This window comes from Streptomyces sp. NBC_01233 (genome assembly GCF_035989305.1).
Lineage (GTDB): Bacteria > Actinomycetota > Actinomycetes > Streptomycetales > Streptomycetaceae > Streptomyces.
In genome coordinates this window covers 2,471,432-2,494,795 of sequence record NZ_CP108514.1, presented here as the reverse complement: position 1 = coordinate 2,494,795, position 23,364 = coordinate 2,471,432, and the positions used below count along the sequence as shown (strand labels likewise).

19 protein-coding genes are annotated in these 23,364 nt (G+C 70.3%); 8 read left to right on the top strand and 11 right to left on the bottom strand.

Features of this window, described 5'->3' with window-relative positions; translation table 11 throughout:
• Positions 1 to 253 precede the first annotated feature (253 nt).
• Entirely contained in the window at positions 254 to 685 is a 432-nt protein-coding gene (locus OG332_RS11615; protein WP_327413380.1) for a hypothetical protein, read from the bottom strand.
• Between the two features lie 5 nt (positions 686 to 690).
• Between OG332_RS11615 and OG332_RS11610 the strand changes: the two genes are divergently transcribed.
• Complete coding sequence (locus OG332_RS11610; RefSeq protein ID WP_327413379.1) at positions 691 to 1,191, top strand: hypothetical protein; 501 nt, start codon at positions 691 to 693, stop codon at positions 1,189 to 1,191.
• 41 nt (positions 1,192 to 1,232) lie between these two features.
• Here OG332_RS11610 and OG332_RS11605 read toward each other — a convergent pair whose 3' ends face one another.
• The 3 genes from OG332_RS11605 to OG332_RS11595 are packed head-to-tail and all read right to left on the bottom strand — an operon-like array spanning position 1,233 to position 5,979.
• Complete coding sequence (locus tag OG332_RS11605) at positions 1,233 to 2,390, bottom strand: AAA family ATPase (protein ID WP_327413378.1); 1,158 nt, start codon at positions 2,388 to 2,390, stop codon at positions 1,233 to 1,235.
• The gene (locus OG332_RS11600) at positions 2,387 to 3,703 is read right to left on the bottom strand and encodes a DUF262 domain-containing protein (protein ID WP_327413377.1); all 1,317 of its coding nucleotides are present in this window, start codon (positions 3,701 to 3,703) and stop codon (positions 2,387 to 2,389) included. The genes OG332_RS11605 and OG332_RS11600 overlap by 4 nt, the downstream gene beginning before the upstream one ends.
• Before the next feature lie 41 nt (positions 3,704 to 3,744).
• Positions 3,745 to 5,979, bottom strand: a complete 2,235-nt coding sequence (locus OG332_RS11595; protein WP_327413376.1) for a hypothetical protein — start codon at positions 5,977 to 5,979, stop codon at positions 3,745 to 3,747.
• Between the two features lie 133 nt (positions 5,980 to 6,112).
• Here OG332_RS11595 and OG332_RS11590 point away from each other — a divergent pair, with 133 nt between their 5' ends.
• Complete coding sequence (locus tag OG332_RS11590) at positions 6,113 to 7,699, top strand: NnrS multi-domain protein (protein WP_327413375.1); 1,587 nt, start codon at positions 6,113 to 6,115, stop codon at positions 7,697 to 7,699.
• Here the strand turns inward: OG332_RS11590 and OG332_RS11585 are convergent.
• On the bottom strand, positions 7,681 to 9,150 hold the full coding sequence (locus OG332_RS11585; RefSeq protein WP_327413374.1) for a hypothetical protein: 1,470 nt from the start codon (positions 9,148 to 9,150) through the stop codon (positions 7,681 to 7,683). The genes OG332_RS11590 and OG332_RS11585 overlap by 19 nt on opposite strands.
• Before the next feature lie 18 nt (positions 9,151 to 9,168).
• On the bottom strand, positions 9,169 to 9,627 hold the full coding sequence (locus OG332_RS11580; RefSeq protein WP_327413373.1) for an ATP-binding protein: 459 nt from the start codon (positions 9,625 to 9,627) through the stop codon (positions 9,169 to 9,171).
• Positions 9,628 to 9,744: 117 nt separating this feature from the next.
• On the opposite strand from OG332_RS11580, the gene OG332_RS11575 reads away from it, so the two are divergent.
• The 3 genes from OG332_RS11575 (at position 9,745) to OG332_RS11565 (ending at position 16,581) form a co-directional block, all read left to right on the top strand.
• On the top strand, positions 9,745 to 10,578 hold the full coding sequence (locus OG332_RS11575; RefSeq protein WP_327413372.1) for a helix-turn-helix domain-containing protein: 834 nt from the start codon (positions 9,745 to 9,747) through the stop codon (positions 10,576 to 10,578).
• Positions 10,575 to 10,778: a DUF397 domain-containing protein gene (locus tag OG332_RS11570; protein WP_327413371.1), complete on the top strand. Its 204-nt coding sequence runs from the start codon at positions 10,575 to 10,577 to the stop codon at positions 10,776 to 10,778. Before OG332_RS11575 ends, OG332_RS11570 begins: the two co-directional genes overlap by 4 nt.
• A gap of 928 nt (positions 10,779 to 11,706) precedes the next feature.
• Positions 11,707 to 16,581 carry a DUF3320 domain-containing protein gene (locus OG332_RS11565; RefSeq protein WP_327413370.1) on the top strand — a complete coding sequence of 1,625 codons (4,875 nt, stop codon included), beginning with the start codon at positions 11,707 to 11,709 and terminating at the stop codon, positions 16,579 to 16,581.
• Here OG332_RS11565 and OG332_RS11560 read toward each other — a convergent pair.
• Positions 16,544 to 17,110: a hypothetical protein gene (locus tag OG332_RS11560; protein WP_327413369.1), complete on the bottom strand. Its 567-nt coding sequence runs from the start codon at positions 17,108 to 17,110 to the stop codon at positions 16,544 to 16,546. The genes OG332_RS11565 and OG332_RS11560 overlap by 38 nt on opposite strands.
• A gap of 163 nt (positions 17,111 to 17,273) precedes the next feature.
• On the opposite strand from OG332_RS11560, the gene OG332_RS11555 reads away from it, so the two are divergent.
• Positions 17,274 to 17,948 (top strand): chaplin, encoded by a 675-nt coding sequence (locus OG332_RS11555; protein ID WP_327413368.1) that lies wholly within the window; start codon positions 17,274 to 17,276, stop codon positions 17,946 to 17,948.
• Here OG332_RS11555 and OG332_RS11550 read toward each other — a convergent pair.
• Positions 17,941 to 18,597: a DUF2293 domain-containing protein gene (locus tag OG332_RS11550; RefSeq protein WP_327413367.1), complete on the bottom strand. Its 657-nt coding sequence runs from the start codon at positions 18,595 to 18,597 to the stop codon at positions 17,941 to 17,943. The genes OG332_RS11555 and OG332_RS11550 overlap by 8 nt on opposite strands.
• Before the next feature lie 137 nt (positions 18,598 to 18,734).
• On the opposite strand from OG332_RS11550, the gene OG332_RS11545 reads away from it, so the two are divergent.
• Positions 18,735 to 19,139, top strand: coding sequence for a cupin domain-containing protein (locus tag OG332_RS11545; protein WP_327413366.1), 405 nt, complete (start codon positions 18,735 to 18,737; stop codon positions 19,137 to 19,139).
• Here OG332_RS11545 and OG332_RS11540 read toward each other — a convergent pair.
• Positions 19,092 to 20,546 (bottom strand): WGR domain-containing protein, encoded by a 1,455-nt coding sequence (locus OG332_RS11540; protein ID WP_327413365.1) that lies wholly within the window; start codon positions 20,544 to 20,546, stop codon positions 19,092 to 19,094. The genes OG332_RS11545 and OG332_RS11540 overlap by 48 nt on opposite strands.
• Positions 20,547 to 20,639: 93 nt before the next feature.
• On the opposite strand from OG332_RS11540, the gene OG332_RS11535 reads away from it, so the two are divergent.
• Complete coding sequence (locus OG332_RS11535; protein ID WP_327413364.1) at positions 20,640 to 21,287, top strand: uridine kinase; 648 nt, start codon at positions 20,640 to 20,642, stop codon at positions 21,285 to 21,287.
• Positions 21,288 to 21,433: 146 nt separating this feature from the next.
• Here the strand turns inward: OG332_RS11535 and OG332_RS11530 are convergent, their stop codons facing one another.
• Together OG332_RS11530 and OG332_RS11525 are read right to left on the bottom strand one after the other, a co-directional pair.
• Positions 21,434 to 22,333 (bottom strand): carbohydrate kinase family protein, encoded by a 900-nt coding sequence (locus OG332_RS11530; protein ID WP_327413363.1) that lies wholly within the window; start codon positions 22,331 to 22,333, stop codon positions 21,434 to 21,436.
• 11 nt (positions 22,334 to 22,344) lie between these two features.
• Entirely contained in the window at positions 22,345 to 23,289 is a 945-nt protein-coding gene (locus OG332_RS11525; protein ID WP_327413362.1) for a pseudouridine-5'-phosphate glycosidase, read from the bottom strand.
• Between the last annotated feature and the right edge of the window lie 75 nt (positions 23,290 to 23,364).

The following is a 23,364-nucleotide window of genomic DNA, read 5'->3' as shown; positions in this document are numbered from 1 at the left end:
TACCGGTCGGTGACGGCTGATTCCGGCCACTGCCCGATCGGGCTGTCCTGGAAGGTGCTCGCGGAGGTCTGGAGACTGCGGGAGGACCGGACGGCCCGGTGAACGCCGACATCGGCCCCCGGGGACCTGATGGAGCGCACGGGCAGGGAACGCCCGGGGTGTCAGCCATGCCGTGTCGAGGCAGGGTGGCGGGCCGGAGAGTGAGGTGGATCGCGGCCCCGTCCGGGCCCGTCGGCTCCGGTGAGCAGCTCGGCTATCGGGCGTTGCGCGGCACGCCGGCCGTGAGCCGTTTGCGGCCGATGTATCCCACTCGGATCTTGCCCTCGTCCGTGATCAGCCGGAGGTGGATACGGCCCTGGTGCGGCTGGTACCGGACGTGGAGGCTGAAGAGCTGCTTGCTGCCGTCGAGGTCGGTGAAGTTGCACAGCCCTTGGTTGATGCGCGTGTCGCTTTCGGGAACGACCCTGACTGCCCACGCGGGCTCCGACTCCCCGGGAGTCCAGGCCTCCGCCGCGGCGTTGAGGCGAAACAGCTCGGCTCGCACGTTGGGCACGGCCACACCAGGCAGTTCGCGCAGGTTCTCTTCCACGCCCGGCACGAACTGGAGGCATGGAAAGAGGGTTTCACGCTCCTCCCACAGTGTGCTCCGGTGGCGGCGGCGGAGGCGGCCGTGTCGCGGATCCACTGCTCGTGCTCCTGCACATGCCCGCTCTCGGAGGCATGGCGGACGTCTGCGCTCGACGCGGTCAGCTCATCCTCGTCGAGCAGCTCGTAGTCGACCTTGAGCCACGGAGCCTCCCAGACGGGAGAGGTGGGGAGGCTGACAGCCAGTGTGTTCATCAGATGGGCTGCGGCCAGCCCGAGGACCGGGTCGCCTTCGTGGCGGTATTCGCTCTCCTGGTCCTCCGGCGGTTTGGGCAGTACCCCGGACAGTGGAGCCTTGCGCTGGAGGACCCTGCGCATGAACTGCCAGGCATCGCGGTTGCCGGCCTCGTTGCGCCATTGCTGGAGGTAATAGCCAGGAGCGATCTCCAGGTCTTCCAACTTGACCTCGCTCACCAGCGTCGCCCCGTTGTGGACGCGCCAGACCTCCCTGCAGACATCGATGAAGTCACGCATGGCCTTGCCGGCCTCGGCCTGGGTGCAGTCGGACACACAGGACTTCTCGTTCAAGAACATGAGCACCACTGAAGTACTCCCCCCTCGTGGCTCTCGGATCGACGACGGCGCGGTCAGCCCAGCAGCTGGTCCAGCGTGTGGTCCGACTCGTCGAAGAATCCTTCGGGCCATTCCGAGAGCGAGCCGTCCTCGGCGATGGTGGGGGTGACGATCTGTACGCCGGCACCGTTGCCGCGGAAGTAGTGGATCGCGGTGTCCGAGGCCGCCAGCCGTCCCTGCTTGACCGCGAGCCGGGTCCCGTCCAGCACATGGTCGCTGTGCGTCTCGACGATCACCTGAGCCCCCGCGGCCGCCGCGGTCGCGATGAGCATGGCCATACGGGACTGGCCACGCGGGTGCAGATGGGCCTCCGGATTCTCCAGGAGGATGAGGCTGCCGGTGGTCGCGGCCATGCACGCCACGACGATGGGAAGCGCGTAGGTCAGACCGAAGCCGACATTCGTGGGACGCCGGCGGCGGGTGGAGTTCAGCCCGGTCGTTCCGCCGAACCCGTAGCTGAGGCGAACCGAGTCCACTCCTGGGATCTCGTCGGCCTCCAGGTTCACACCGGGGCAGAGCTCCTGCATCCAGGCGACCACCTGATCCAGCATCCTGTGTCCGGCAGCCTTCGGATGGCGCAGCGGACCCTCGGGGACGACATCCTCGGCATGGTGCCTGAGGAAGTTGGCGGTGTGCTCGCCGCGCGCGCCGAGGAAGCCGCGACCGATCGCCTGGTGATGGGATCTCGGGTAGGTGGTGGCCGGGACGATCCGATCGGCCTTCAGGTACTGGAATCGACGGGAGAACAGGGGCAGATCACCCCATCGTTCCCGATCCCCTTCTCCGGACGGCACCGTCTGCCGGAGGGGAAGTACGTCCTGTTCCGGCGAGTACCGGGCGGACCACGCGAAGATCTGTCCCTCGGCGCGGAACCCGACCGCGATCAGCGGGTCGGGTTCCGACTCGACCTGGATGAAGTCCTCGTGCAGGAGGTCCTGCCCGGTGCCCAGTTCCACCAGCTCGCCGTCGAGGAGGAAACCCCCGAGGCTCTTGGAGTCTCCGTCGGTGTGCATGAGCGTGCCGGAGTCGTAGGACTGGCGCAGCAACGCCAAGGACTGGAGGACCGTGCTCTTGCCCGAGGAATTGAGGCCGGTGAGCAGAGTGACCGGGGCCAGCCTGATGTCCGCGGACCGGAACGCCTTGAAGTTGGTCAGCGACAGTTGCTCGATCACTGCGCAGTGCCCCCGTTGCTCTCCAGCACGGTACGGAAGAGGTCACGGACCTGGGCGAACCGGGTGACCACCTTGGCCCGGTCACCCGTTCCGACGGACACAGCACGCTCGAAGTCCCGGTTGGCCATGAGCTGCTGGAAGCCCTCGACCACCTGTTGGCGTGACGCTACCAGCGTCGAATGATCTTGGTCCGGGAGGCGGGCGAGGTTGACCGACACTGACTCAAAAATGGCCTTGTTGACCGGAGATCGACGGACCTGCCCCGGATACAGCTTGCGGAAGGCGTGGCCGTCGAAGATCCGCTCAGCCGTCACCATGGCGCGCTTGAAGTCATGGGCATGCGCTTGGCGTTCTTCGGCCGGCAGACGGTTGATCTGGCGCATGGTGAGCGCCAGGAACTGGTCGAAGTCCTGCGCCCTGAAGGTGTCGGGCGGTGAGATGAGGAAGGCGAGGAAGCGCAGGACCATCTCCCGGTCGGCCATGCGCTCGCTGTACACGCCGTTGCTGGTCGCCGACCGGAACTCTGCCGAATCCGCCAGCGAGGACAGCAGTTCACGGGCCGGCCCGGGAACGAGAGCGTGACGGATCTCCTGTCGGGTGAGAGGCAGTCCGCCGGTGTTGATCCTGGCGAAGATGTTGAACTTGACCTCTTCCGGAGTCCCCGGGCGGATGACGTGAACGACGACCTGCGTCTCGTTGAGCCGGATCTGCAGGCGGCCGGAGAGATCGGTGTAACCCTTGCCCTCGAAATCGTCACGCAGGTACTCCAGCCCGCGTAGCGGCAGGGGTCCCGCATCGATGCCCGCCACCTGTGCCAGGGCGTCGGGTGCGATGAACCGGGCGATGGCCGTCAGGCGCTGGATGCCGTCGACGATGGCCCAGGAGCTGTCCTGAGCCCAGGAACTGTCGTCGAGCTCCGCCGCGTAGAAGGACGGGATCGGAATGCGGAGCAGGAGGGACTCGATCAGTCGGCTCTGCTGCTCGTCCGACCAGATGCCGGCCTTCCTCTGAAAGTCCGGGGCGAGGTCGATCATGCCGTTGATCAGCCGGGACATCAGAAGGTTGATCGTGGGATTGCTGGTCTGGATCTCGATCTTGGACGGATCGTAGGGAGCGTTGATGTGGTCCGATTCGCTCTCGGGCTCCGTATCGGGGAGCTCGAGCTCGACGTCCGTGCTCCGCCCGTCGGCGCCGACCTCGACGAGGAAGCCGCCGCTGTCCTCACCTGACGGATCATCCAGGTAGCGTCCGTACAACGACAGCTGGTCCTTCGCGCCTGCTGCTCGATTGGCACCGCTGTCCTCAAACGACATGTGTCCTCGCGTCCCGTTCCCTCGCCCGACCGTTCTGGCTCTCAGCCCGTCCGATTCTGCCCGACGGCATCCGGCCGGTCGGTGAGCTCCACAAGATCGACGGCTTTGAGCTGAGCCCAAGCGGTGCCTGCGAGCGTGCTCAGCAGGCAGACGGCAAGACAGCCGACCAGCGTCATCTCCGGGCGTAGCTCCCAGGGGAGTCCGTACGCCTGGGGGGCCGGGGGACCGGATGCCGCGAGGAGCAGGATCAACCCCAGCAGCACCGACCACCGCTTGCGCACGGGGTAACCGGCCGCTGTGGCACATGCGATGAGCAGCAGGCCGGCGGCGATGAACACCAGCAGGGGCCAGGCAGGCCAGAGGGTTGCGTCTCCCTGCCGGATGGACGCCAGGGAGAAGCGTGCACAGCCGAAGAGGGCGATGACGCCGCCGGTCGCCGCGGCGAGCGCGGGAACGGCTCGGGCTCCCGTGGGGACGATACGTACCTGCCAAGCCTTGGCGGCGCGCTGCAGCTTTCCGGTCAGGCGGGATGTGAAGGTGCGTGCGGCGCGGCGTGCGTTGAGGTGGCTGATCCCGGTGAAGAGCACGGTCAGGAGCAGCAGCCAGACGGCGAACGGGAACCAGGCGCGGAGGAGGGCCTGCACGATTGATGCCTGCACCAACACGAGGGGAGCGATGACCGCGGCTGCACCCGTGCCCAGGATCAGGCCGTGCAGTGCGCGGCGGCGGGAGGCCTGCCGGCGTTTGGCTGCGTCGAAGCCTCCGGCAGCCCGCTTCCATTCGTCCGCCGCCCGAGCGAACTCGTCTCCCTGGGCGACAGCGAGATCCGCGAGTAGATCCGCCGCCAGCCGCCGAGGCAGAACGCCGGTCGGGTGAAAGTAGAGGACGTGGTCTCCGAGCGGATGCCCCGCGCCGGAGATCCAGGGCTGGTCGACATCCTCGGGCACCCCGGGGCTCAGGATCCGCCCGACCATGTCGTGGGGACTGGTGTACTCGCGCCACTCGATGCGGCGTCGGTCGTGGTCGAGGGATAGGGAGTAAGGCGGACGGGCGAGGAGCGCCGCGTGGATCAGTCGTCCGGTGAGAACGGCAAGACTGAGCGATCCGGCGACGGCGGCGCCGTGGGCCAGGTCCAGGTGCGGAGCAGGGATGCCTGCTACTGCCCGCAGAGATTCGTGCGCGACAGCCGTCCACCACTGGCGGGACCCTTCGGGATCGGACAGGACGGCGGCAGGCACCAGAGACGTGTGAAGCGCAGCAGAGCACACGCGTACCAGGGCCCGGAGACACCCGCCCACCGGCTCCCCGACCAAGGGCCAGACACCCCAGATCCATCCAGGCATCACGAGGATGCCGGACCACAGGAGCGTCGTGAGGCCGCTGCGGTCGAACGAGCGGAGCAGGCCGATCGGTTTGAGGCCGGACCCGACTCCGATGAAGCGCCGGACCTTCGGACGGGACCGGTTCGCGGTGGGCGACAGGACGCGGTGCATGAGGTACCCGCCCTGAGAGTGCGCGACCACCACCACCTCGTCGCACTGCGCCTCCATCCAGTGCAGCTTCCGGTGGAGGTGCGACAGCAGGGCCTGCGTACGCTCCTCGTCGAGAGCGGCGACGCGTACGTGCCAGAGGAGGTTCATCCGAGAGCGGGCCAGCCAGGCCAGGCCGGCCAGCACGACCGCCGACCCCACGAGGGCGGTAGTCGATCCGGCGAGCGCGAGTGCGACACCGTATCCAAGGGCCAAGGTCAGTACTGCCAGCGTCGCAAGGCGCCAGAGGAGCCGGCCCAATGCGTACGTCTCCGGATGGAGGGCGAACCAGCGGGCAGGGCCGCGGGCAGGTGCAAGCGCTCGAAGGTCCCGATGGTCCGGCCCGATGATCCAGAGGAGAAGCGGAAGACCGGACAGGACGAAGACGAGGGTCCGCCAGGCGGAGGGCCTTCCCAGTTCGGCGAAGCGTCTGGACCACAAGGCCTCGGCGAAGAGCACAGTTCGTCGTGCTCCGCCGATGTCGAGCACGACCTCGGCGTGGCGTGTCTCCCGGTCCGCACGGGTCTCCGAGAGCGGTTGATCCCGCCAGGCGACGGCCTGTGCCCCGTGAACGTCCTGGAGTGTTCCGATAACGTTCCTGCCCCACTGGAGGGCGTCGCCCGGCTTCTGATGGCCCACCCCGTGGACGAAGAGATATCCCACGCGCCAGCGGGTTGCGGGGGTGCGCGGGGCCACCGGGTGGCGGGGCCGCGGTACATGACCGGGACGCTTCCTGGTCTTGGCCAACGGGGCTGCTCCTCGGGGGCGGATACCTGGAGCATTCAAGTTTGCAGCAAACGGTTCCGGTGGAGTAGCGAATATCGGGCCTGGGGAGACACGTACTTCTGTGCGGTGCGGTGTGATGAGGCGGGGTGGGCAGATGAGACGGGTGCGGTACGACCAGAGGGTGCTGGTCCTGGTCGAGGTGAGGGGTGAGCAGCGGGACTGGGACCAGGCGGAGCGGGAGTTCGAGGAGCAGGGATGGCCGGTCGTCAGCTGGTTCGCTCGTGGGGAGGACGTGTCGGCCGGTGTTCTACGGGCGGATCCTGCTTCGCGGTTGTACGCCGTCGAGGTGCGCCTCTTCGGGACCCGCAACCGGCGTACCGAGCGGGCCGCCGCCTGGCGGGTGCAGTGGCTCGCCCGCAGGGCCCGCCTTGAGATGTACGCCAGGCGCTGCGACCTGGTCGACCAGGACCGCGAGCAGCTGACTGAGTGGAGGCTCCACACGGTCGGGCACCGGCCACCCCGCGCTCCGGATCCGGGGGCCTTGACCGTGGCGCAACGGCTGCGTCGACGCTGGACGCTCGCCCGGGCCCGGTCCACCGAGCGGCGCGGGCGTCACGACACCGGGCACGTCGTGACCGGCACCGCCTCCGAGGCGCGGAGGCTGTCACGGATGCCGATGCCCGGTGGGACCGCGGCCGGGCCGGCCACCGACGTACGGGCGCTGTACGGGCGGGAGCGCAGCCACATCGTGCCGCGCAGGGAGGAGGACATGCGCCGACGGATGTACCGGTTCTTCGGCTGGCTGGTCGTGATGGTCCTCTGCGCGGTGTTCGCCCGCCATCACAGTGGGGCACGCACCTGGTTCTGGTCCCTGGCCGCCGTGGCTTGCTTCGGCGGGGCCATGCGCGTTGCGTTCGGGGTGTTCGCGCAGGGAGGGCGGTGGCACAGCCTCTTCGTAGCCGTGGTGGCCGCCGCCGTTTTCCTCTCCTCAGGGCTGGGCCTGACCGCGCCCGACGGCAAGCCGTTGACCCCGGTCCAGGTCCTCCAGGTGCTGGCCGTAACGGCCTCTGTCCTCGGGCTGTGGCTACTGGTCCGGCAGTGGAGCTGGGGTGAGTGGCTCACGTGGGGCGCCCCGTTGGCATTCGGGGCTGTCGTCTCGTTCGCGGTCACGTCAGGGTCGGTGCTGCATGCCATGTACGCCGACGAGCTCGACCTGACGGTGGACGACCTGGACGTGCCGGGCATCTGGCAGGCCACCTCCGCGGCCAAGCTGCTGAGCCTGCTGAGTGTCGCTCTGTGCGTACCGGCGGCGTGGGGGATCGCGAAGCACCTGCACGTGCCGATCGTGAGTCCGGTCGAGCGGCTCGGCATACCCCTCTACGTCCTGGCCCAGGTCGCGGTGGCCGCCATCTGCGCCGGCTTGGCGTTGGATTCTGCGGGGAACGCGGCCACGGCGGTGAAGTCGGCAGCGGAGAGCAAAGGCCCGGCGCCGTCGTACTTCGGGGTCGAGCCGGAGTGGACCTGCGTCGAACCGACGGTTCCGGCCGCCGAGCTGAACACGCAGGGCGGAACGCTCCGCCCCGAGCACCCCTACCTCTCCTTCGGAGAGGCGGACGGGACGGTCGCGTTGTGGAATGCGGCGGCCGACAAGCCGTTGAAGGTGCCGGCGGGACAGGTGCGGCTCCTGCCCGTGAACAGCGGAAGGACCGCGTGCTCGTTCACTTACGACGGCCACTCGTAGGAGGACGTGTCCTCATCACCGTCGTCGAAGGACATCTGGCCCGATGGAACGGTCGGGCGCTTGGGCTTCGGCTTCTTCTCCGGCCCTCGGGAGCGGGCACGCTGCTGGCGCTCGCGGACGACCTGTCCGGGCTCCCCGTATGCGAGCTCGGCGGCGATCGCGACGGAGTTGCCCTCGCGAGCCCGTTGCTTGGCAAGGGCGATCACCTCGTCGCGGGTGGTGCCCACCGTCCCAGTGAGCCCGTGCTTGACCAGCTCGATGAACTGGGTGTGCACCAGGTGACGGTCGGCGTACCCGTAGCCGAGGCGCCTGCCGTCTCCCGGCCCGAGGGTGCAGTCGTCCTGGAGGAGCAGCCGCACGTAGGAGAGGGGCAGGATCATGCCCGGCGCCGGGCCGTTGGGGTCTGCTCGGCGGTCCTCCGGCCAGTACGCGAGTTTGAGGAAGCACGCGTCGTTGCTGAGGCGCCATTCATGGGCAGCGATCGGCTGTCGGCTGAGGTTCGCGACGGCTTCGAGCCGGTCGAGCTGGCCGAGGAGCTGCTTGTTGGCGTACACCCAGCGCTCGAGGGCCGGCAGACGTTTGTACTGAACGAGGGTGAGGCTCTGGGTCGCGACGTGGTAGTAGATCAGGTCGGTGCCGGTGCGGTTCTCGACCTCGGACGCGTTCACGTTGACCACTTCGATGCGGCGTCCACGGTGCTCGAACACGTGAATATCGCAGCGGAAGTCGGATTCGAGCTCCCCGGTGTCAGGGTCTTCCCAGACCTCGAAGATCCGCGGGCCCGGCAGTGAGTGGGCCACGTCATGCTCGATCAGGCTCTGTTCCGTCGGCTCTCGGACGATGCCGGCGAGGAACGGTGCGTGGCGGTCGGCCGGCCGACGCCAGGCCGCGAGCAAGGACGGTGGGAAGCCGCCGATCTGGAGCCCCGTGCGGGTGGCGTCGGACTGCTCCTGCCAGGAACGGTCCTCTGTGCGTGCACTGTCGAGGAGATCAGGCTGGGCGATGGTCTCCAGAAAGTCGAGGAGCGACGCGAGCCTGGGGTGGAGTGAGCGTAATGCGGTGATCACACTGTCGCCGAGCTCGTCGGGGAGTGCGGTCACCTCGGCCGTGAGCGCGGTGGCGAGAGCCCCGGCGTGGTCTTTGGAGAGCACCGACCGCAGCTGGGCCAACCTGATCCGAGCCGGGCTCCGGCGCAGCGGATCCACCTTGATCCGGACATCGCGCAGGGCGACCTTCTCGCCCCTGGGGTTCTGGGCGACACCGAGCCAGCGGAGTTCGTAGTCCGCGGCGGCGGGAGACTCCCCGCCGCGCGCGAAGACCAGCGTGATCCGAGGTGATGGATCGCGGGTTCTCTGGGGCATGCCGAGGGTCTTCGTCATCGACTGGTCGCACTCCAACTGCCAGTCGATCGCTTCGTATTCGTCGGCCGGGAAGGCAATCGCGTAGACCACGCCGGAAGCCTATCCGGATCAAGGGCGGACGATCGTGTCGAGTCGGGCCCAGACGGTCTTGCCGGGTGCGCCGGTGCGTGGGGTGGTGCCCCAGTGGGTGGCGAGGGCGGCTACGAGGAGCAGACCGCGGCCGGCCTCTGCGTCGGGGGCGGGGGTGGTGGGGATGGGCGTGAGCTCGGTGCGGGTGTCGGTGACCTCGATGCGGAGGGCGGCGGCATCGCTGGTGAGTCGGAGGTGGAAGTCCCGGCCGGGGACGTGGCCGTGGCGCACGGCGTTCGCGGTGAGCTCGGCGGCGATGAGGGTGACTGTGTCGTTGACGGTGGTGTTGTACGGGTACCCCCAGTCGTGGAGGCGGTGCGAAACGAGACGGCGGGCGAGCCGTGCGCCGCGTGGGGTGGAAGTGAAGCGCATCTCGAACTCGTGGGTGAGGGCGGTTGACTGGGCCGTTGCTGAATGCGGGGGAGTTGTCGACTTCATGCCGCCTACGGTGGCGTTGCGTGAGTAACGTTGACCAGGAGTGACGCGCCTACGGGTACGGGTTGTACGCGGGTGGGGCGCGGTCGTACGCGGTGTGGCGCGACGGAGGTACTGGGCGTGGACGATCAGCAGCAGGCGGAGTGCGAGACCGAGCCCGGCTCGGGGATCCTGTTCGTCTTCGGGCGACAGCTGAAGCGGTCCCGGGAATGGGCAGGCCTGGAGCGGGCCGAGCTCGGCTCGAAGACCGGGTACTCGGCGTCGACCATCGCCTCGTTCGAGCAGGGCCGGCGAATCCCGCTGCCGAAGTTCATCGACGAGGCGGATCAGGTGCTGGGGGCGCGGGGGATGCTGGTCGAGCTGAAGGAGGAGGTCGCGCGGGCGCAGTATCCGGCGTTCTTCCGTGATGCGGCTCGGTTGGAGGCGGGTGCGGTTGAGCTCCACGTGTACGCCAACCAGGCGGTTCCGGGCCTGTTGCAGACCGAGGAGTACGCGCGGGCCGTATTCAGCATGTGGCGGCCTCTGCTGGACGAAGACACGGTCGCGCAACGGGTCGTGGCCCGCTTGGCACGACAAGAGATCCTCTCTCGGGCGCCCTTGTCCACCATCAGCTTTGTCATCGAGGAGTCGGTGCTGCGGCGCCCGCTGGGTGGGACCAGTGTGATGAGGGGGCAGCTGGAGCATGTCCTGCTGGCCGGGCAACGGCGGAACGTGGAGATTCAGGTGATGCCCACGAACCGTGAAGAACATGCCGGACTGGCCGGACCCTTCACGTTGATCGAGACGAAGGAAGGGCGGAGGATCGCGTATGTAGAGGTGCACAAGCACGGCCGCCTCTACACGGAGCGGAAGTCGGTCCGGGAGATCGAGGAGCAGTACGGTCTTCTCCGTGCGCAGGCGCTGACTCCGCGCGAATCGCTTGCCGTCATCGAGAAGTTGCTGGGAGAGGCATGAACGTCGAACAGCCTGGGCAGGCCGTGCCCGATTCGGCTTGGTTCAAGAGCAGTTACAGCAGTGGTGCGGGCGGCGAATGCGTGGAGGTGGCTCGCGGCTCAGAGGTGGTGCACGTCCGCGACTCGAAGAACAAGGTCGGAGCGGCGCTGAGCGTGGGCGCGGAGAGCTGGACGAGGTTCGTCGCGCTCGCGACGAGCTGACCGGCGCTACAACGCGGGTGGTCCCCAACCGAGGTTGGGGACCACCCACATTGTCATGTGCGCCAGGCTACGCCTCTGCCTTCGCGGGCGGGGTCCACCGGCCGGCGGCGATCTCCGCGTCGAGCCGCGCGGTGAAGTGCGCGTGCGCGCCTCGCATCTCGGTCTCCCGATCGGCCTTGTAGAAGGGGGCGGTGTACCCCTCGGGCGGCGGAACGCTGGCCGGGTTGTCCAGGTGGTCGAGGAGAGCCGGGTAGGTCTCCTTGGTCTGGCCGTGCCCGTATGCATAAGGGTCGCACGCAATTCGACGCCCGTGGGAATCGAACCATATTCCGGCCTCCCTGTCGGCCAGGATCGTGTACCGCGATTTGTAGATGGCGACGAGCTGATCTGGACCTCGATCTCCTGGGCGAACCTCTGCCGGGTCTCCGAGTCCACCACGGAAGGCTTGATCACCTTCACCGCGACGGCCTCGCCCGCCGCGGACTCGCCCAGGTACACCTGACCCATCCCGCCGTGCCCGATCCGCCCGGCCAGGAGGAAGCCGCCCAGCTCGGTCGGATCTTCCGGGCTCAGCGGTGTCGTGTTCACTCTGCTCCTCGTCCAGTGGTCGGTGGGCATGCGGGCAAGCCGATGCGCTGACCAGGGTATCGGGGGGTGCGGACAGCACGGATGGTCCTGAGGACCGAGGCCGAAACCTTCGCCTGCAGGCGGGCCGGCGCGAAGGTCCGGGCGTGCGGGCCGATCGTCCTGATCCGTGAGATCCGGGCGTTCTGCATGGCGTGGTGTGATTGGGTGATCCAGCACCTGACAAGGGCTGAACCCTTCTGTCCGGTCCTGTCGTTTTCTGCCCCGGAGGTACCCCCAGATGCACGGCCGGACGGCGCATGCCGAGCCTTTCGACGCAAGTGCCGACCCGGGGCCGGCGCGTTTGAGGGCCGTACTGGGCGGCTGGCGCGAGTCGCTCATCGACATGGGCGGCCGCAACAGACTGCTGAACTTCCGCCACACCAGGTCCTCCACGTTGGAGATCACCTCGCCCGGTGCCGGCCCCCTGCTGGAGAAGCTGGACCGTGGGTGGGACTTCGCTCCCGTCGAGGAGGCCGAGGAGGAGCAGTCCGGCATCAGCCTGGACAAGGCGCCGCGTGGAGCGGCCCCAGCCAGGGCGGGCGACGGGATCCTCACGCAGAAACAGACCCAGCAGGCCCTCGACAGCGCCCTGCGGCAGTTGCGGCAGAAGTCGAACCAGACCTTCAACGACTTCGGATTGTGGGTGCTCTGGATCGGCGTCGGAATGCTCGACTGGTGCGAAGAGGGAGCCCACGAGAGCAGCTCGGCACCCCTCGTACTGGTCCCGGTGCAGCTCGTGCGCGACCGGACGGGCAGGATCCGGCTGCACGAGGCCGAAGAGCAGGACGCCGTGCACAATCCGGCGCTCGCAGTGAAGCTCGCCCAGCTCGGCGTCGACTGGACGCCCGTCGCGGACACCGACTGCCTCGACGCGGCCGCCGTGCTGGCGCGGGCCCGGGCGGCGGCCGCGGGCCAGACCGGCTGGGTGGTCCGTGACAGCGTGGTCCTGGCCATGTTCGCCGCCCACAAGGAGGCCATGTACCAAGACCTCAAGGAGAACGAGGCGGCGATTCTCGCCAGCCCCCTCATCCGGGCGATCGGGCTGGGACCGGACGCGGGCCTCGCGGACGACGTCATAGGTTTCGAGCCGCCCGCGATCGAGCGGATCGACGAGGTCCAGCTGCCCGAGCGGACTCCGCTGGTCCTGGACGCCGATGCCTCGCAGCGCCAGTGCATCGCGGCTGCCATGGCGAACCGGTCGTTCGTGATGAGCGGCCCGCCCGGCACCGGCAAGAGCCAGACGATCACCAACATGATCGCGGCCCTGATGCATTCCGGCCGCACCGTCCTGTTCGTCAGTGAGAAGGCCGCGGCGCTCGACGTCGTACGCAATCGACTGACCGACGTCGGCCTCGGGGACTTCGTCCTGGCCCTGCACAGCAGCGACACCAGCAAGAAGGCCGTCGCCCAGGAACTGGACCGTGCGCTGACGACCGAAGTGCGGGCTTCCGGGGCGGCCGAGCACGAGCTCGACGAAGCCAGGCGGCTGCGCGAGGAGCTGTCTGCCTACGCCGCTGCGATGAACGAGGAACGGCAGCCGCTCGGCCGCACCCTGCACGACGTACTGGGCCGGCTCGCGCTGCTCGGCCGGCAGGAGGTTCCGCAGCTGACGCTCACCTCCGGGGCCGCCACCGTCACCGACACGCTCAGCGCCGCCGCACTGCACGAGGTGCTCACGGCCGCCCGATCGGTCGCCCGGTCCTGGCGGCCCGTGGCGGAAGGCGACTCCTTCGCCTGGTGGGGGCTACGCGACCCCGAGGCGATGGGCGGAGGCTCGGCGACCACGGCGCTCGCCGATGCCGCCGACGCCCTGCAGTCGCTCCGGGCGGCCGCGGAACGCAGACCCTTGTCGGCCGACGCGCCCCTTCCGAAAACGGCCCGGGACGTCCGGCGGATCGCGGACGAGCTCCGCGCGGGGCTGCCCGTCCGCACCTCGGGCTCGACGAACGCGCCCTTCGAGGACCACTCGCCCGTCATCGCACAGCTCGCCGAGGGCTTCGGCCTGGACAAACCGCGGGACATCGGGTCCGTGCTCGCGCTGTTCGAGCTCGTCGACCTGGAGGATGCCGAGCACCGGCCCCCGCTGCACTGGTTCGACGTGGCGAACATGCGTCAGGCGCGGGCCGCGGCGGAGCAGCTCAAGGAGGCTGCCGGCGAGGAGGACGCGGCGCGCGGCGCGGCGCAGGACGTGTTCGGACCGCAGGTCCTGAACTACGAGGCCCTCGCCGATCTGGTGCGCCGGTTCGCCGAGGACCACCACGGGCTCACCGCCCGCTTCAAGGGGCAGTACCGTGCCGACCGGGAGGCAGTGACCGCCCTCACGGTGACCGGAGCCTGGGACAAGCACCTGCCGGGACGGCTCGCACAGGCGCTCGCCTGGCAGCAGGCCCATGACCGGGTGCTGCGGCTGACCGAGGAGCACCGGGCGCTGCTGGGTCCTTACCTGCCCGGCGGCGCCGACGGATTCGCGGCGCTCGACGAGGCTCTGGCCAACGCCGCCCGGATCGCGGAGCTCACGGCGGAGAGCAACGAGCCGGGCGTCGTGGCCGACCGCCTCGCGTACGGAGCGGACACGGACCACGGCTACGCAGGGCTGCAGGTCCAGGCCGTCCGCGGTTCCCTCGCCGACTGGTGCGATGCCGTGGACCTGCGTGCAGCGCGATGGACCGAGACCTCGTCGCGGCTCGCCGCGATGTTCGAGGACGGGCGCCGGCTGAAGCTGTTGCCGGCCCTGGGCGGCACGCTGGAGGAGGCCGACCGCGCTCTCGCCGTCCTGGCGGCGGATCCGTCGGGCCCGGGGGAATGGCACACGTACCGCAGCGCACTCTCGGTGCTGACGGGCCGCGGGCTCGACGACCTCGTCTCCCGGGCCGCGGAGCGGGGCATCGACGCAGAGACCTTTCCCCAGGTCGTCGAGCGCGCCTTGCTCCAGCTCTGGGCCGACACGCTGCTCGCCACCGACGGCAGGCTGCGTACGGCGCGTGCCGCGGAGCTCGACGCCCGGGTACGGAGCTTCCGTGAGGCCGACCGGATGCTGGTGGCCGCGGCGAGCGGCGCCGTCATCGCGTCATGCAACAGCCGCAAGCCCAAGGCATTCGGTGCGGGCGGGGCCTCGCTGATCCGCCGCGAGGCGGAGAAGAAGACCCGGCACATGGCCGTGCGGGAACTCCTCGGCAAGGCGCGGGAGGTGGTGCAGGCGGTCAAACCCTGCTTCATGATGAACCCGCTCTCGGTGAGCCAGTACCTTCCGGCCGACTACCGCTTCGACGTGGTGATCTTCGACGAGGCTTCGCAGGTCAGGCCCGGTGACGCGGTCAACTGTGTCTACCGGGGCCACTCCTTGGTCGTCGCCGGCGACGAGAAGCAGCTGCCGCCCACCTCGTTCTTCGACTCGGCCGTCGGGGACGAGAGCGATGAGTACGACGAGGAGGTGCCCGACTCCTTCGAATCGCTGCTTCATGCGTGCAAAGCGGGAGCGATGCGCGAGCTTGCGCTGCGCTGGCACTACCGGAGCCGCCACGAGGACCTCATCACCTTCAGCAACCGGTCCTTCTACGGCAACGGCATGGTGACCTTCCCCGGGGCGGTGGAACGTGGCCCGGACATCGGGGTGGAGTTCTTCAAGGTGGACGGCTGTTACGACAGGGGCCGCCGCCGGGACAACCGGCGCGAGGCGGAGGCCGTGGCGCAGCGCGTGCTGCACCACTTCGACACCCGGCCGGGCCGCAGCCTCGGCGTGGTGGCGCTGTCGCAGGCCCAGGCGACGGCGATCGACGAATGCGTGCAGCAGGCCCGGCTGACCCGCCCGGACCTCGACCACTGCTTCACCGAGGACCGCCTCGACGGATTCTTCGTGAAGAACCTGGAGTCGGTCCAGGGCGACGAGCGAGACGTCATGATCATGTCGCTCGGTTACGGGCCGGACGAGCTGGGGGTGCTGAGGGTCAATTTCGGTCCCATCATCAGGGAAGGCGGCTGGCGACGCCTCAACGTCGCCGTCACCCGAGCCCGGTTCCGTGTGGAGGTGGTCGCCTCGTTCCACGGATCCCAGCTCAAGGACGGCCCCAACGAGAGCGTGCAGCACCTCAAGCGCTACCTCGAATACGCGGAGAACGGGCCCGCGGTCCTGGCCAGGGACACCGTGGTGGCGGACGCCGAGCCGGACAGCCCCTTCGAGGAGTCGGTGCTCGCAGTGCTGCGCGACTGGGGATACGAGGTGCAGCCGCAGGTGGGCGTCGCGGGCTACCGGATCGACCTCGGCCTGCGGCACCCGGCGGCGCAGGGCTCGTTCGCGCTCGGCATCGAATGCGACGGGGCGATGTACCACTCGTCACGTGCGGCCCGCGACCGTGACCGGCTGCGCCAGCAGGTACTGGAAGGCCTCGGCTGGACCCTGCACCGGATCTGGGGCACCGACTGGTACCGCAACCGTCCGGAGGCGGAGCGCCGGCTGAAGGAGGCGGTCGAGGCGGCGGTGGCGACCGACCCCTTCGCGAGACCGGAGGCGGTACGGCTGCCTGATCGCAGCACGCTCGGCAAAGACACGGCGTCTGCCGAGACGCGAATCCCGACACCCCGCCCGGAACCGGAGCGGATTCTCCTGGTGGACCGGGCGCCGGTACGCGACTGGAGCACGCGGTACGTGCTCGCAGAGGTCGGCGTGGACGCCTGGGCAGTACCGGAGTTTCACACTCCGGAGGCACGTCCCGTACTCCGGAAGGTGCTGGCGCAGATCATAGAGGCGGAGGGGCCGATCCATCAGGACCTCCTGGTCCAGCGTGCGCGGGAAGCCTGGGGGCTCGGCAAGTCGGGCAGGCGGATGGTGGAGAACGCCCAGCAGGTGCTGCATGCCCTGGTACGTGCCGGGATTGCGGAGTACGAGAACGGCTTCGCCGACGTCGCCGGTCGGCGGCTGCGGGGTGCCCGCACACCGCTGGACGACCAGCCGCGCAGGATCGCCCATGTTTCACCGGCCGAGCGTCAGCTGGCAATGCGGGAGCTGGCCCTGGAGTGCCCGGGCATGACCACGGAGGAACTGCTCCAGCAGACCCGGGAGCTCTTCGGCTGGAAGCGCATGGGGTCCGACATCCGGAACGCGCTCGAAGCAGACGTCAGGGACCTCCTCGCCCGGGGCGACCTCACAGGGACGCCGGACCGGCTGGTCGCCACTCGCTGAGCCCGGCGGCCCAGCGGGTCAGGGTGGCGAAGTCCCGGTCGCGCAGGCCGTGGCGGGGGTGAATGCGCAGCAGGAGGGCCGGAGCCGGGTGGTGTTCGGCGACCCAGGCGCGGTCGCGCGGGGTGATCATGTCGTCGACCCAGGCGAAGGGGCGGCCGGCCGCCCAGTCGCGGAGGTGGCGGGTCTTCCAGGAGAGGCCGTCGGGGTCATCGGCGAAGAGTTCCGGCCATTCGACGACGGAGAGGTCTCCGGGCAGTCCGATGTGCGGGGCGATCAGCGTGTTGGCCTGGTGCGTCCAGGCGGTGGCCCAGGCGAGCTCGAAGGGCAGGGCCAGCAGCCGGGCCCCGTGGGAGGGGTGGAGGCGGACCCGTGCGCCGCGCCGGGCGCTGCGCGACTGCGGGTCGCGGTAGGAGAGCCAGACGTCCGGCCGCATCCGGTGGCTCCGGTAGCCGCGCAGACCGGCGAGGGGAGAACGGAAGGGATTGAGCGGTCCGTCCACGTCGAGGAGGAGCAGCGGGCGATCAGTCATGAAGTAGGCACTACCCAGTACACGATGGAGTGAAATGCCTACCGGCTCTATAACCCGAATGGGTTTACCGCGTTATCTCCGGTGCGGGTGATGCGCCCGCTGGATCCTCCGGAAGGCAGGGAAACTGATGCGTCACAGTCGTCGGAATGGCGTGATCGCGGCGGTGGTTGCGGGAGGTGGGCTGGCGGCCCTGGGCGTGAGCGGGTTCGCCTACGCCGATGCGGACGCGGGCGGGCGGGCCGAGCGCTCGCCGGGGCTGCTGTCCGGGAACCTGGTGCAACTGCCGGTGCACGTCCCGGTCAACGTCTGCGGGAACACCGTGAGCGTGGTCGGAGTGCTCAACTCGGCCGCCGGGAACCGCTGTAGCAACGAGACGCCGGGAGGCGGTGGCGGGCATCCCGGGCAGGGGTCCTCGCATCCGGCGAAACCAGGAGCCGGAAACGGCGGAGGGGCCACGGCAGAAGGGCGCGGAAAGGATTCGTCGGGGGTGCTGTCCGGCAACGGCCTGCAGCTTCCCGTCGAGCTGCCGCTGAACCTCAGCGGCAACTCCGTGAGCGTGGTCGGCGTCGGCAACTCCTCGCACGGCAACACCTCCGTCAACGGCGAGGAACCCACCGGAGGCAAGCCCGCCCAGCCGCCCGTCGTCGAACCGCCCGTCATCGAACGGCCGGTCATCGAACGGCCGGTCATCGAACGGCCGGTCACCCCGCCCGCACCGCCGCACCACACCGAGGCCCTCGCCCGCACCGGGGCCGACGGCCTCGGATACCTTCTGCCCGGCAGCGGAGCGCTCCTGCTCGGCGGTGTCCTCCTCTACCGCCGCTTCCGCCTCAACTAGGCTCGGAGCGCCACCCGTCGAGGATGGCGTCGATCCGCGCGGCCAGCCGGGCCCGGGCCGCGAACCGGGGGACGCCCGCCATCAGCAGGGCGTCGTACTCGGTGTCGGTGTGCCGCACCGCCGCCCGTACCGCGACCGAGACCGCCAGCTCGTCGAGGGCCCGGCCGGCCGCGGTGCGGCCCACCCGGCCGCTGCCGCGCACCGAGGCGTGCGTGGCGATCGCCACCGCCCGGTCGGCCGGACACCCGGGGAACAGCCGCACTATCTCGGCGGCGAAGGCCGCCGTGAACCGGGTGTCCTCGGCCGCGCGGCGCAGCCGGTCGCGCTCCCGGCGGCGCGCCCGTGCCTCGGAGTCCGCGAGACAGGCGCGCTCCGCGCGGGCCAGGGCGGCATCCTCGACGAGGAGCCCCCGGCGCTCGTACCGGCGGCGCCGCTTGTGGAAGCGGACGACCACCGCGGAGAGCGAACTGGCCTCGCGGGAACGGCGGGTGAGCGCGGCGTCCCCGCGCGGGAGGTAGACGAGGTGCCCGAGATCCGCGCAGTCCAGGCAGCGCGGCACGCCCGCCTCGCGCACCAGGTGCCGGAGCGGGCCCTGCCGGCACTCGGCGCAGTGGATCTGTTTGAGAGACTCGAACACCACCAGGCTCATACAGGGGTGATACCGCGATAGGGGCCTCATATCACCTGCTGGGGAGGGGCGGTTGATGTTTCATCAACTCTTCCTCGAGACCGGAACCCCTTCTACGGTGGGGCCGTGGGCCGGGGTGAGTCCGCGGAGGAGGAGACATGGGTGGAAGACAGGCGACGACGGCACCGCCGGGCAGGGCACGTGGCGCCGGGGCCCCGTCGGGCCGGAAGATCGTCATCCTGCCAGGCGGCTGCACCGGCTGGCACTTCCACCGGGTCCGGCTGGACGCGGTGGTGCTGGCCGGGACCCTGACCCGGATCCTGCACGACCGCACCGTCGTGGTGCACCGTGCCGGGACCACCTTCGTGGAACCTGCGGGCATCGGGCACATCCACCTGGGCCACAACCTCGGCACCGAGCCGGTCGTGCTCTACGTGACCCCCGCGCTCCCCGCGGGGACCCCCTTCGCGATACCCACCCCGGCCCCGCCCGGTGCCGCGCCGGCGGCCTGCCGCTCACACAAGCCGTCGTATCTCTCCGCGGACCCGGTAGAAGCCCCCTGAGGCGGCGTGCAGCCCCTCGACCACGTACCGGGCGCCGGGCTCCCGTATCCCGCGCGGGAACTGGACGTTCCACGAGGGCTCGAAGCCGTCCGAGACCACCTGCACCCGCATCCGGCCGCCCTGCTGGACGCACTCCACCACCACACCGCCGGCCGGCTCCGAGGCCACCACGGCCATCGAAACCGTCGCCACGGCCGAGGCCGACGCGGCCGGGGTGAACACCGGCAGCGCCGCCGCAGACTTCACGTCCACCGGCGCGGGCACCGAGCCCTGCTGGGCCGCAGCGATCGCCTGCTCGCTCGCATCCACGCAGAGCAGCGAACCGTCCGTGGTGACCAGGTACAGCCGATCGTCCAGGTACTGCATGGACAGCGCCGACCCGCTGCCCGTGCCCAGCTTCCACAGCCGCTGCCCGTCGGCGTCGAAGCAGTACACCGAGGAGGAGAGGTCACCCGCGAAGACGTGCCTTCCGTCCGGTGAGGTCGCACACGAGTACACCGCCGCGTCGCACCGGTAGGTGGCCTCCACCGCGCCCGTCGCCTTCGACAGCCGCTGCACGGTGTTCCGCCCGGTGCCCGCGTACACCGCGTGGTCCTCCTGCCAGCCGAACAGCACCGAGCCGTTGGTCGCGGTGTGCCACAGCTCCCGGCCGCCGTCCGGCGCGTACGCCGTCACCCCCTTGCTGTGCCCGTGGTAGACGGCGTCCGCGTCCGCCCGGACCATCCACGCGTTGGAGCCGGCCGAGCGCCTCGACCACTGGAACTCGTCCTCGTGGTCGATGACCGTCAGCCCGCCGTTGCGGTCGGAGACGTTCAGGACGCCCTCGCGGATGTCGAGCCAGAAGATGTCCACGTCCTCCGCGATGTCGTACGCCCCGAAGGGAACCTTCGACGACAGGTCGTACACCGTGCCGTCGTCGCAGCCCGCGTATATCCAGAACTCGTCCGCCACCAGGCACTTCACCCCGTCCGGCAGCGAATACCTGGCCAGCACCTCACCGCCGTGGCTCAGCGTGTAGACGTCACCGGCCTGGTTGCCGACCCAGCAGCGGTCCTCGTCCACATGGATCCCGAAAGCCGAGGAGCCGGTGCGGAAACGCCACAGCACCGGGGCCACCGCGCGCGCCGTCGACGGCGCCGACGTCACCTGGCGGCGCGTCACCGACCGGGCCGCGCGCTGCCCCTGCACGGCGGGGGCGTACCCCTTGCGGACCTTCTCCCCGATCTTCTTCGCGGCGGCCGCCCGGGCCTTCTCGGCGGTGGGGAACGAGGAGCTCTGCAACTGGCCGTCCGCGCCGATGCGTCCGTACCGCACGGAGACGGCCGTGCCGTCCACGGTCACCTCGTAGAACTTGTGCGCCCCGCCGCCGTCCTGAGACAGCTCCAGATACGTCGTCTCCCGAGCCATGACAAACCCCTCCCCGAAGGCCGGGCCGCCGGCTCCGTTTCCGCCGGTGATCCCTCGTGAAAAACGCTAAGGCCGACCACTGACAATGGGCCGGTGAAGTGGGAAGCGATCACATGGCAGCGGATGGCCGAGCGGCTCGCCGGTCACCTCGACGACCCTGACCACAGGCCCGAGCAGGGCAGTTGGCAGCGGGTGGGCATCGACGGAGCACCGGCCGCCGGGACCGGCGTGCTGGCGGAGGAGCTCGCGCAAGCGCTGCGGAGGCGCGGACGTGCGGTGATGGTGGTGGCGACCGACGGATTCCTGCGGCCCGCCTCCCTCCGCTTCGAGTTCGGCCGGCAGGACGTGGACGCGTACCTCGACGGCTGGTACGACAGGGCCGCGCTCTGGCGGGAGGTGTTCGGACCGACGGATCCCGGCGGGACCGGACGGGTGCTGCCGGACCTGTGGGACCCCGTGACCGACCGGGCGACGCGCAGCCCGTACGCGGAACTCCCGGCCGGCGGGGTGCTGCTGGTGCACGGTCCGCTGCTGCTGGGGCAGTGGTTCCCCTTCGACCTGAGCGTCCACATCCGGCTGTCGCAGGGGGCGCTGGGACGGCGGACGGAGGAGTCGGCGCGGTGGACGGTGGCGGCGTTCGCGCGGTACGAGGCGGAGGTGGATCCGGGGGCCGGCGCGGATGTGGTGGTGCGGGCCGATGATTCCAGGCATCCCGCCTGGACGGGGGTTCGGGGGCGGTGACGCGGGTGCGGGGGCGGGTGCGGGTGCGTCGCCGTTCCCGGGGGCGCTGCCCCCGTGCCCCCCGCGCCTCAAACGCCGGCGGGGCTGAAAGATCGGGGCTCCGCCCCGGACCCCGCGCCCCAAACGCCGGCGGGGCTGGAAGGTGGTCAAGGGCGGCCGCCCGGGCGGGTTACCGACAGGGCGGCCGTGCGGCAGCCGGCTCGGGTGGCTTCCACGGGGTCCGCGCCCTGGAGGCGGGCTGCCAGGAAACCGCCGGTGAAGGCGTCTCCGGCGCCCGTGGAGTCCACCGCCTCGGCCGGCTCGGCGGCGACTTCGGCGGTGATCCGGCCCCGTTCGGCGACCAGCGCGCCGGCCGATCCCAGGGTCACCACCACCAGCGGTATCCGTCGGCTGAGTTCCACCGCCGCCCGGGCCACCCCGGCCGGCTCCGGCAGTCCGGCCAGCAGCCGGGCCTCGTCCGCATTGGGCAGCAGCACGCACGCTCCGGCCACCGCGTCGAGGAAGCGCTGAGGCCCCAGGGCCTGCAGGAAACCGGCCGAGGCGGGGTCCACGCTCACCGGCACCCCGCGGGTCCGGGCCGCCCGCAGCGCGACCATGGCCAGCTTCCGGCTGCTGTCGGCGAAGAACAGGTAACCGGACAGGTGGAGGTGGGCCGCCCCGTCCAGCAGCGACGGAGCCCAGTCGGCGGGGCACAGCCGCAGCGAGGCCCCGCTGTCGGTCAGGAAGGTGCGTTCCGCGTCCTTGCCGACCAGCGCGACGACCGTCCCGGTCGGTTCCTCCGGGTCGATGACCAGCCGCGGCCGCACCCCGGCGTCCACCAGCGCGCGTTCGTGCCACCGCGCCGTCTCGCTGCCCACCCGTGCCAGGAGGCGTACCTCCACGGTCCCCGTACGGGCCGCCCAGCAGGCGGCGTTGGCCCCGGCGCCACCGGGCAGGGTCCGGATGAGGGCGGCGGTGTCCGTGGCCGGAGCGAGTGGCTCCGGGTGTATCGCCACCACGTCCGTCACCACGTCCCCGACGACGACCAGTGCGCCCGTCCCGGTCATGCCCGCCCCGGTCATGCCCGAGCCGCCCAGGCCCCCGCGATCCGGGCGCCGAGCCGCACATTGCCGCGCACCGCCGCCAGGTTGGCCTCCAGCGAGGCGCCGCCGGTGGCCCGTACCAGGAACCCCAGCAGGAACGGGGTCACCGCCTGCCCCGTGATCCCCCGCTCACGGCAGTCGGCGAGCGCCTCCGCGAGCACCCGGTCGTGCAGCTCCGGGTCCAGCTGCTCCGCCTCGGCCACCGGATTGGCCACCAGCAGCGCCGACTCCGGTCCGCCCAGCGCGTCCTGGGCGGCCATCACCGCCGCGACCTCCTCGGGCCGGTGCACCGTCCAGTCCACCGGCTCACCGGAATCCGCCAGGTAGAACCCGGGGAAGCGGTCGGTCCCGTACCCGAGCACCCCGACCCCCAGCGTCTCCAGCCGCTGCAGCGTGCCCGGCACGTCCAGGATCGACTTCACCCCCGCGCACACCACCGTGATCCGCGTCCGCGACAGCAGCGCGAGGTCCGCCGACTCGTCCTGCGTCTGCGTCCACTCCCGGTGTACCCCGCCCAACCCGCCCGTGGCGAAGACCCGCAGGCCCGCCCGCGCGGCCAGGAAGGCCGTCGCGGACACCGTCGTCGCCCCGGTCGCCCGCGTCGCCAGCGCGGGGGCCAGGTCCCGGTGGCCGAGCTTGCGGACGCCGTCGCCGCCCGCGATCCGCTCCAGCTGCGCCTTGTCCAGGCCCGCGTACGCCACCCCGTCCACGACTGCCACCGTCGCCGGAACCGCGCCTTCCGCACGGACCAGCGCCTCCAGTTCGAGTCCCACCGCCAGGTTGCGGGGGCGGGGCAGGCCGTGCGCGAGGATCGTCGACTCCAGGGCCACCACCGGCTTGCCCCGGGCGAGCGCCTCGCGCACCTCTTCCGACAGGACCGGTCCGCCCGACGGGGGTGCAGTTGCTGTGTGCTGTGACATGTCCCCATCCATGGCACGGGATCAGCGCCCCCAAACGCACTCCCGCCACACCCGTCCCAACCTGTCCGAGTAGCG

What these genes read in the sequence shown, in the direction of transcription:
- OG332_RS11545 (WP_327413366.1), top strand. Translation starts at nt 18,735, where the DNA reads ATGGGTGGAAGACAGGCGACGACGGCACCGCCGGGCAGGGCACGTGGC.
- OG332_RS11560 (WP_327413369.1), bottom strand. Translation starts at nt 17,110, where the DNA reads ATGACTGATCGCCCGCTGCTCCTCCTCGACGTGGACGGACCGCTCAAT.
- OG332_RS11540 (WP_327413365.1), bottom strand. Translation starts at nt 20,546, where the DNA reads ATGGCTCGGGAGACGACGTATCTGGAGCTGTCTCAGGACGGCGGCGGG.
- OG332_RS11570 (WP_327413371.1), top strand. Translation starts at nt 10,575, where the DNA reads ATGAACGTCGAACAGCCTGGGCAGGCCGTGCCCGATTCGGCTTGGTTC.
- OG332_RS11530 (WP_327413363.1), bottom strand. Translation starts at nt 22,333, where the DNA reads ATGACCGGGACGGGCGCACTGGTCGTCGTCGGGGACGTGGTGACGGAC.
- OG332_RS11525 (WP_327413362.1), bottom strand. Translation starts at nt 23,289, where the DNA reads ATGTCACAGCACACAGCAACTGCACCCCCGTCGGGCGGACCGGTCCTG.
- OG332_RS11580 (WP_327413373.1), bottom strand. Translation starts at nt 9,627, where the DNA reads ATGAAGTCGACAACTCCCCCGCATTCAGCAACGGCCCAGTCAACCGCC.
- OG332_RS11590 (WP_327413375.1), top strand. Translation starts at nt 6,113, where the DNA reads ATGAGACGGGTGCGGTACGACCAGAGGGTGCTGGTCCTGGTCGAGGTG.
- OG332_RS11550 (WP_327413367.1), bottom strand. Translation starts at nt 18,597, where the DNA reads ATGAGCCTGGTGGTGTTCGAGTCTCTCAAACAGATCCACTGCGCCGAG.
- OG332_RS11600 (WP_327413377.1), bottom strand. Translation starts at nt 3,703, where the DNA reads ATGTCGTTTGAGGACAGCGGTGCCAATCGAGCAGCAGGCGCGAAGGAC.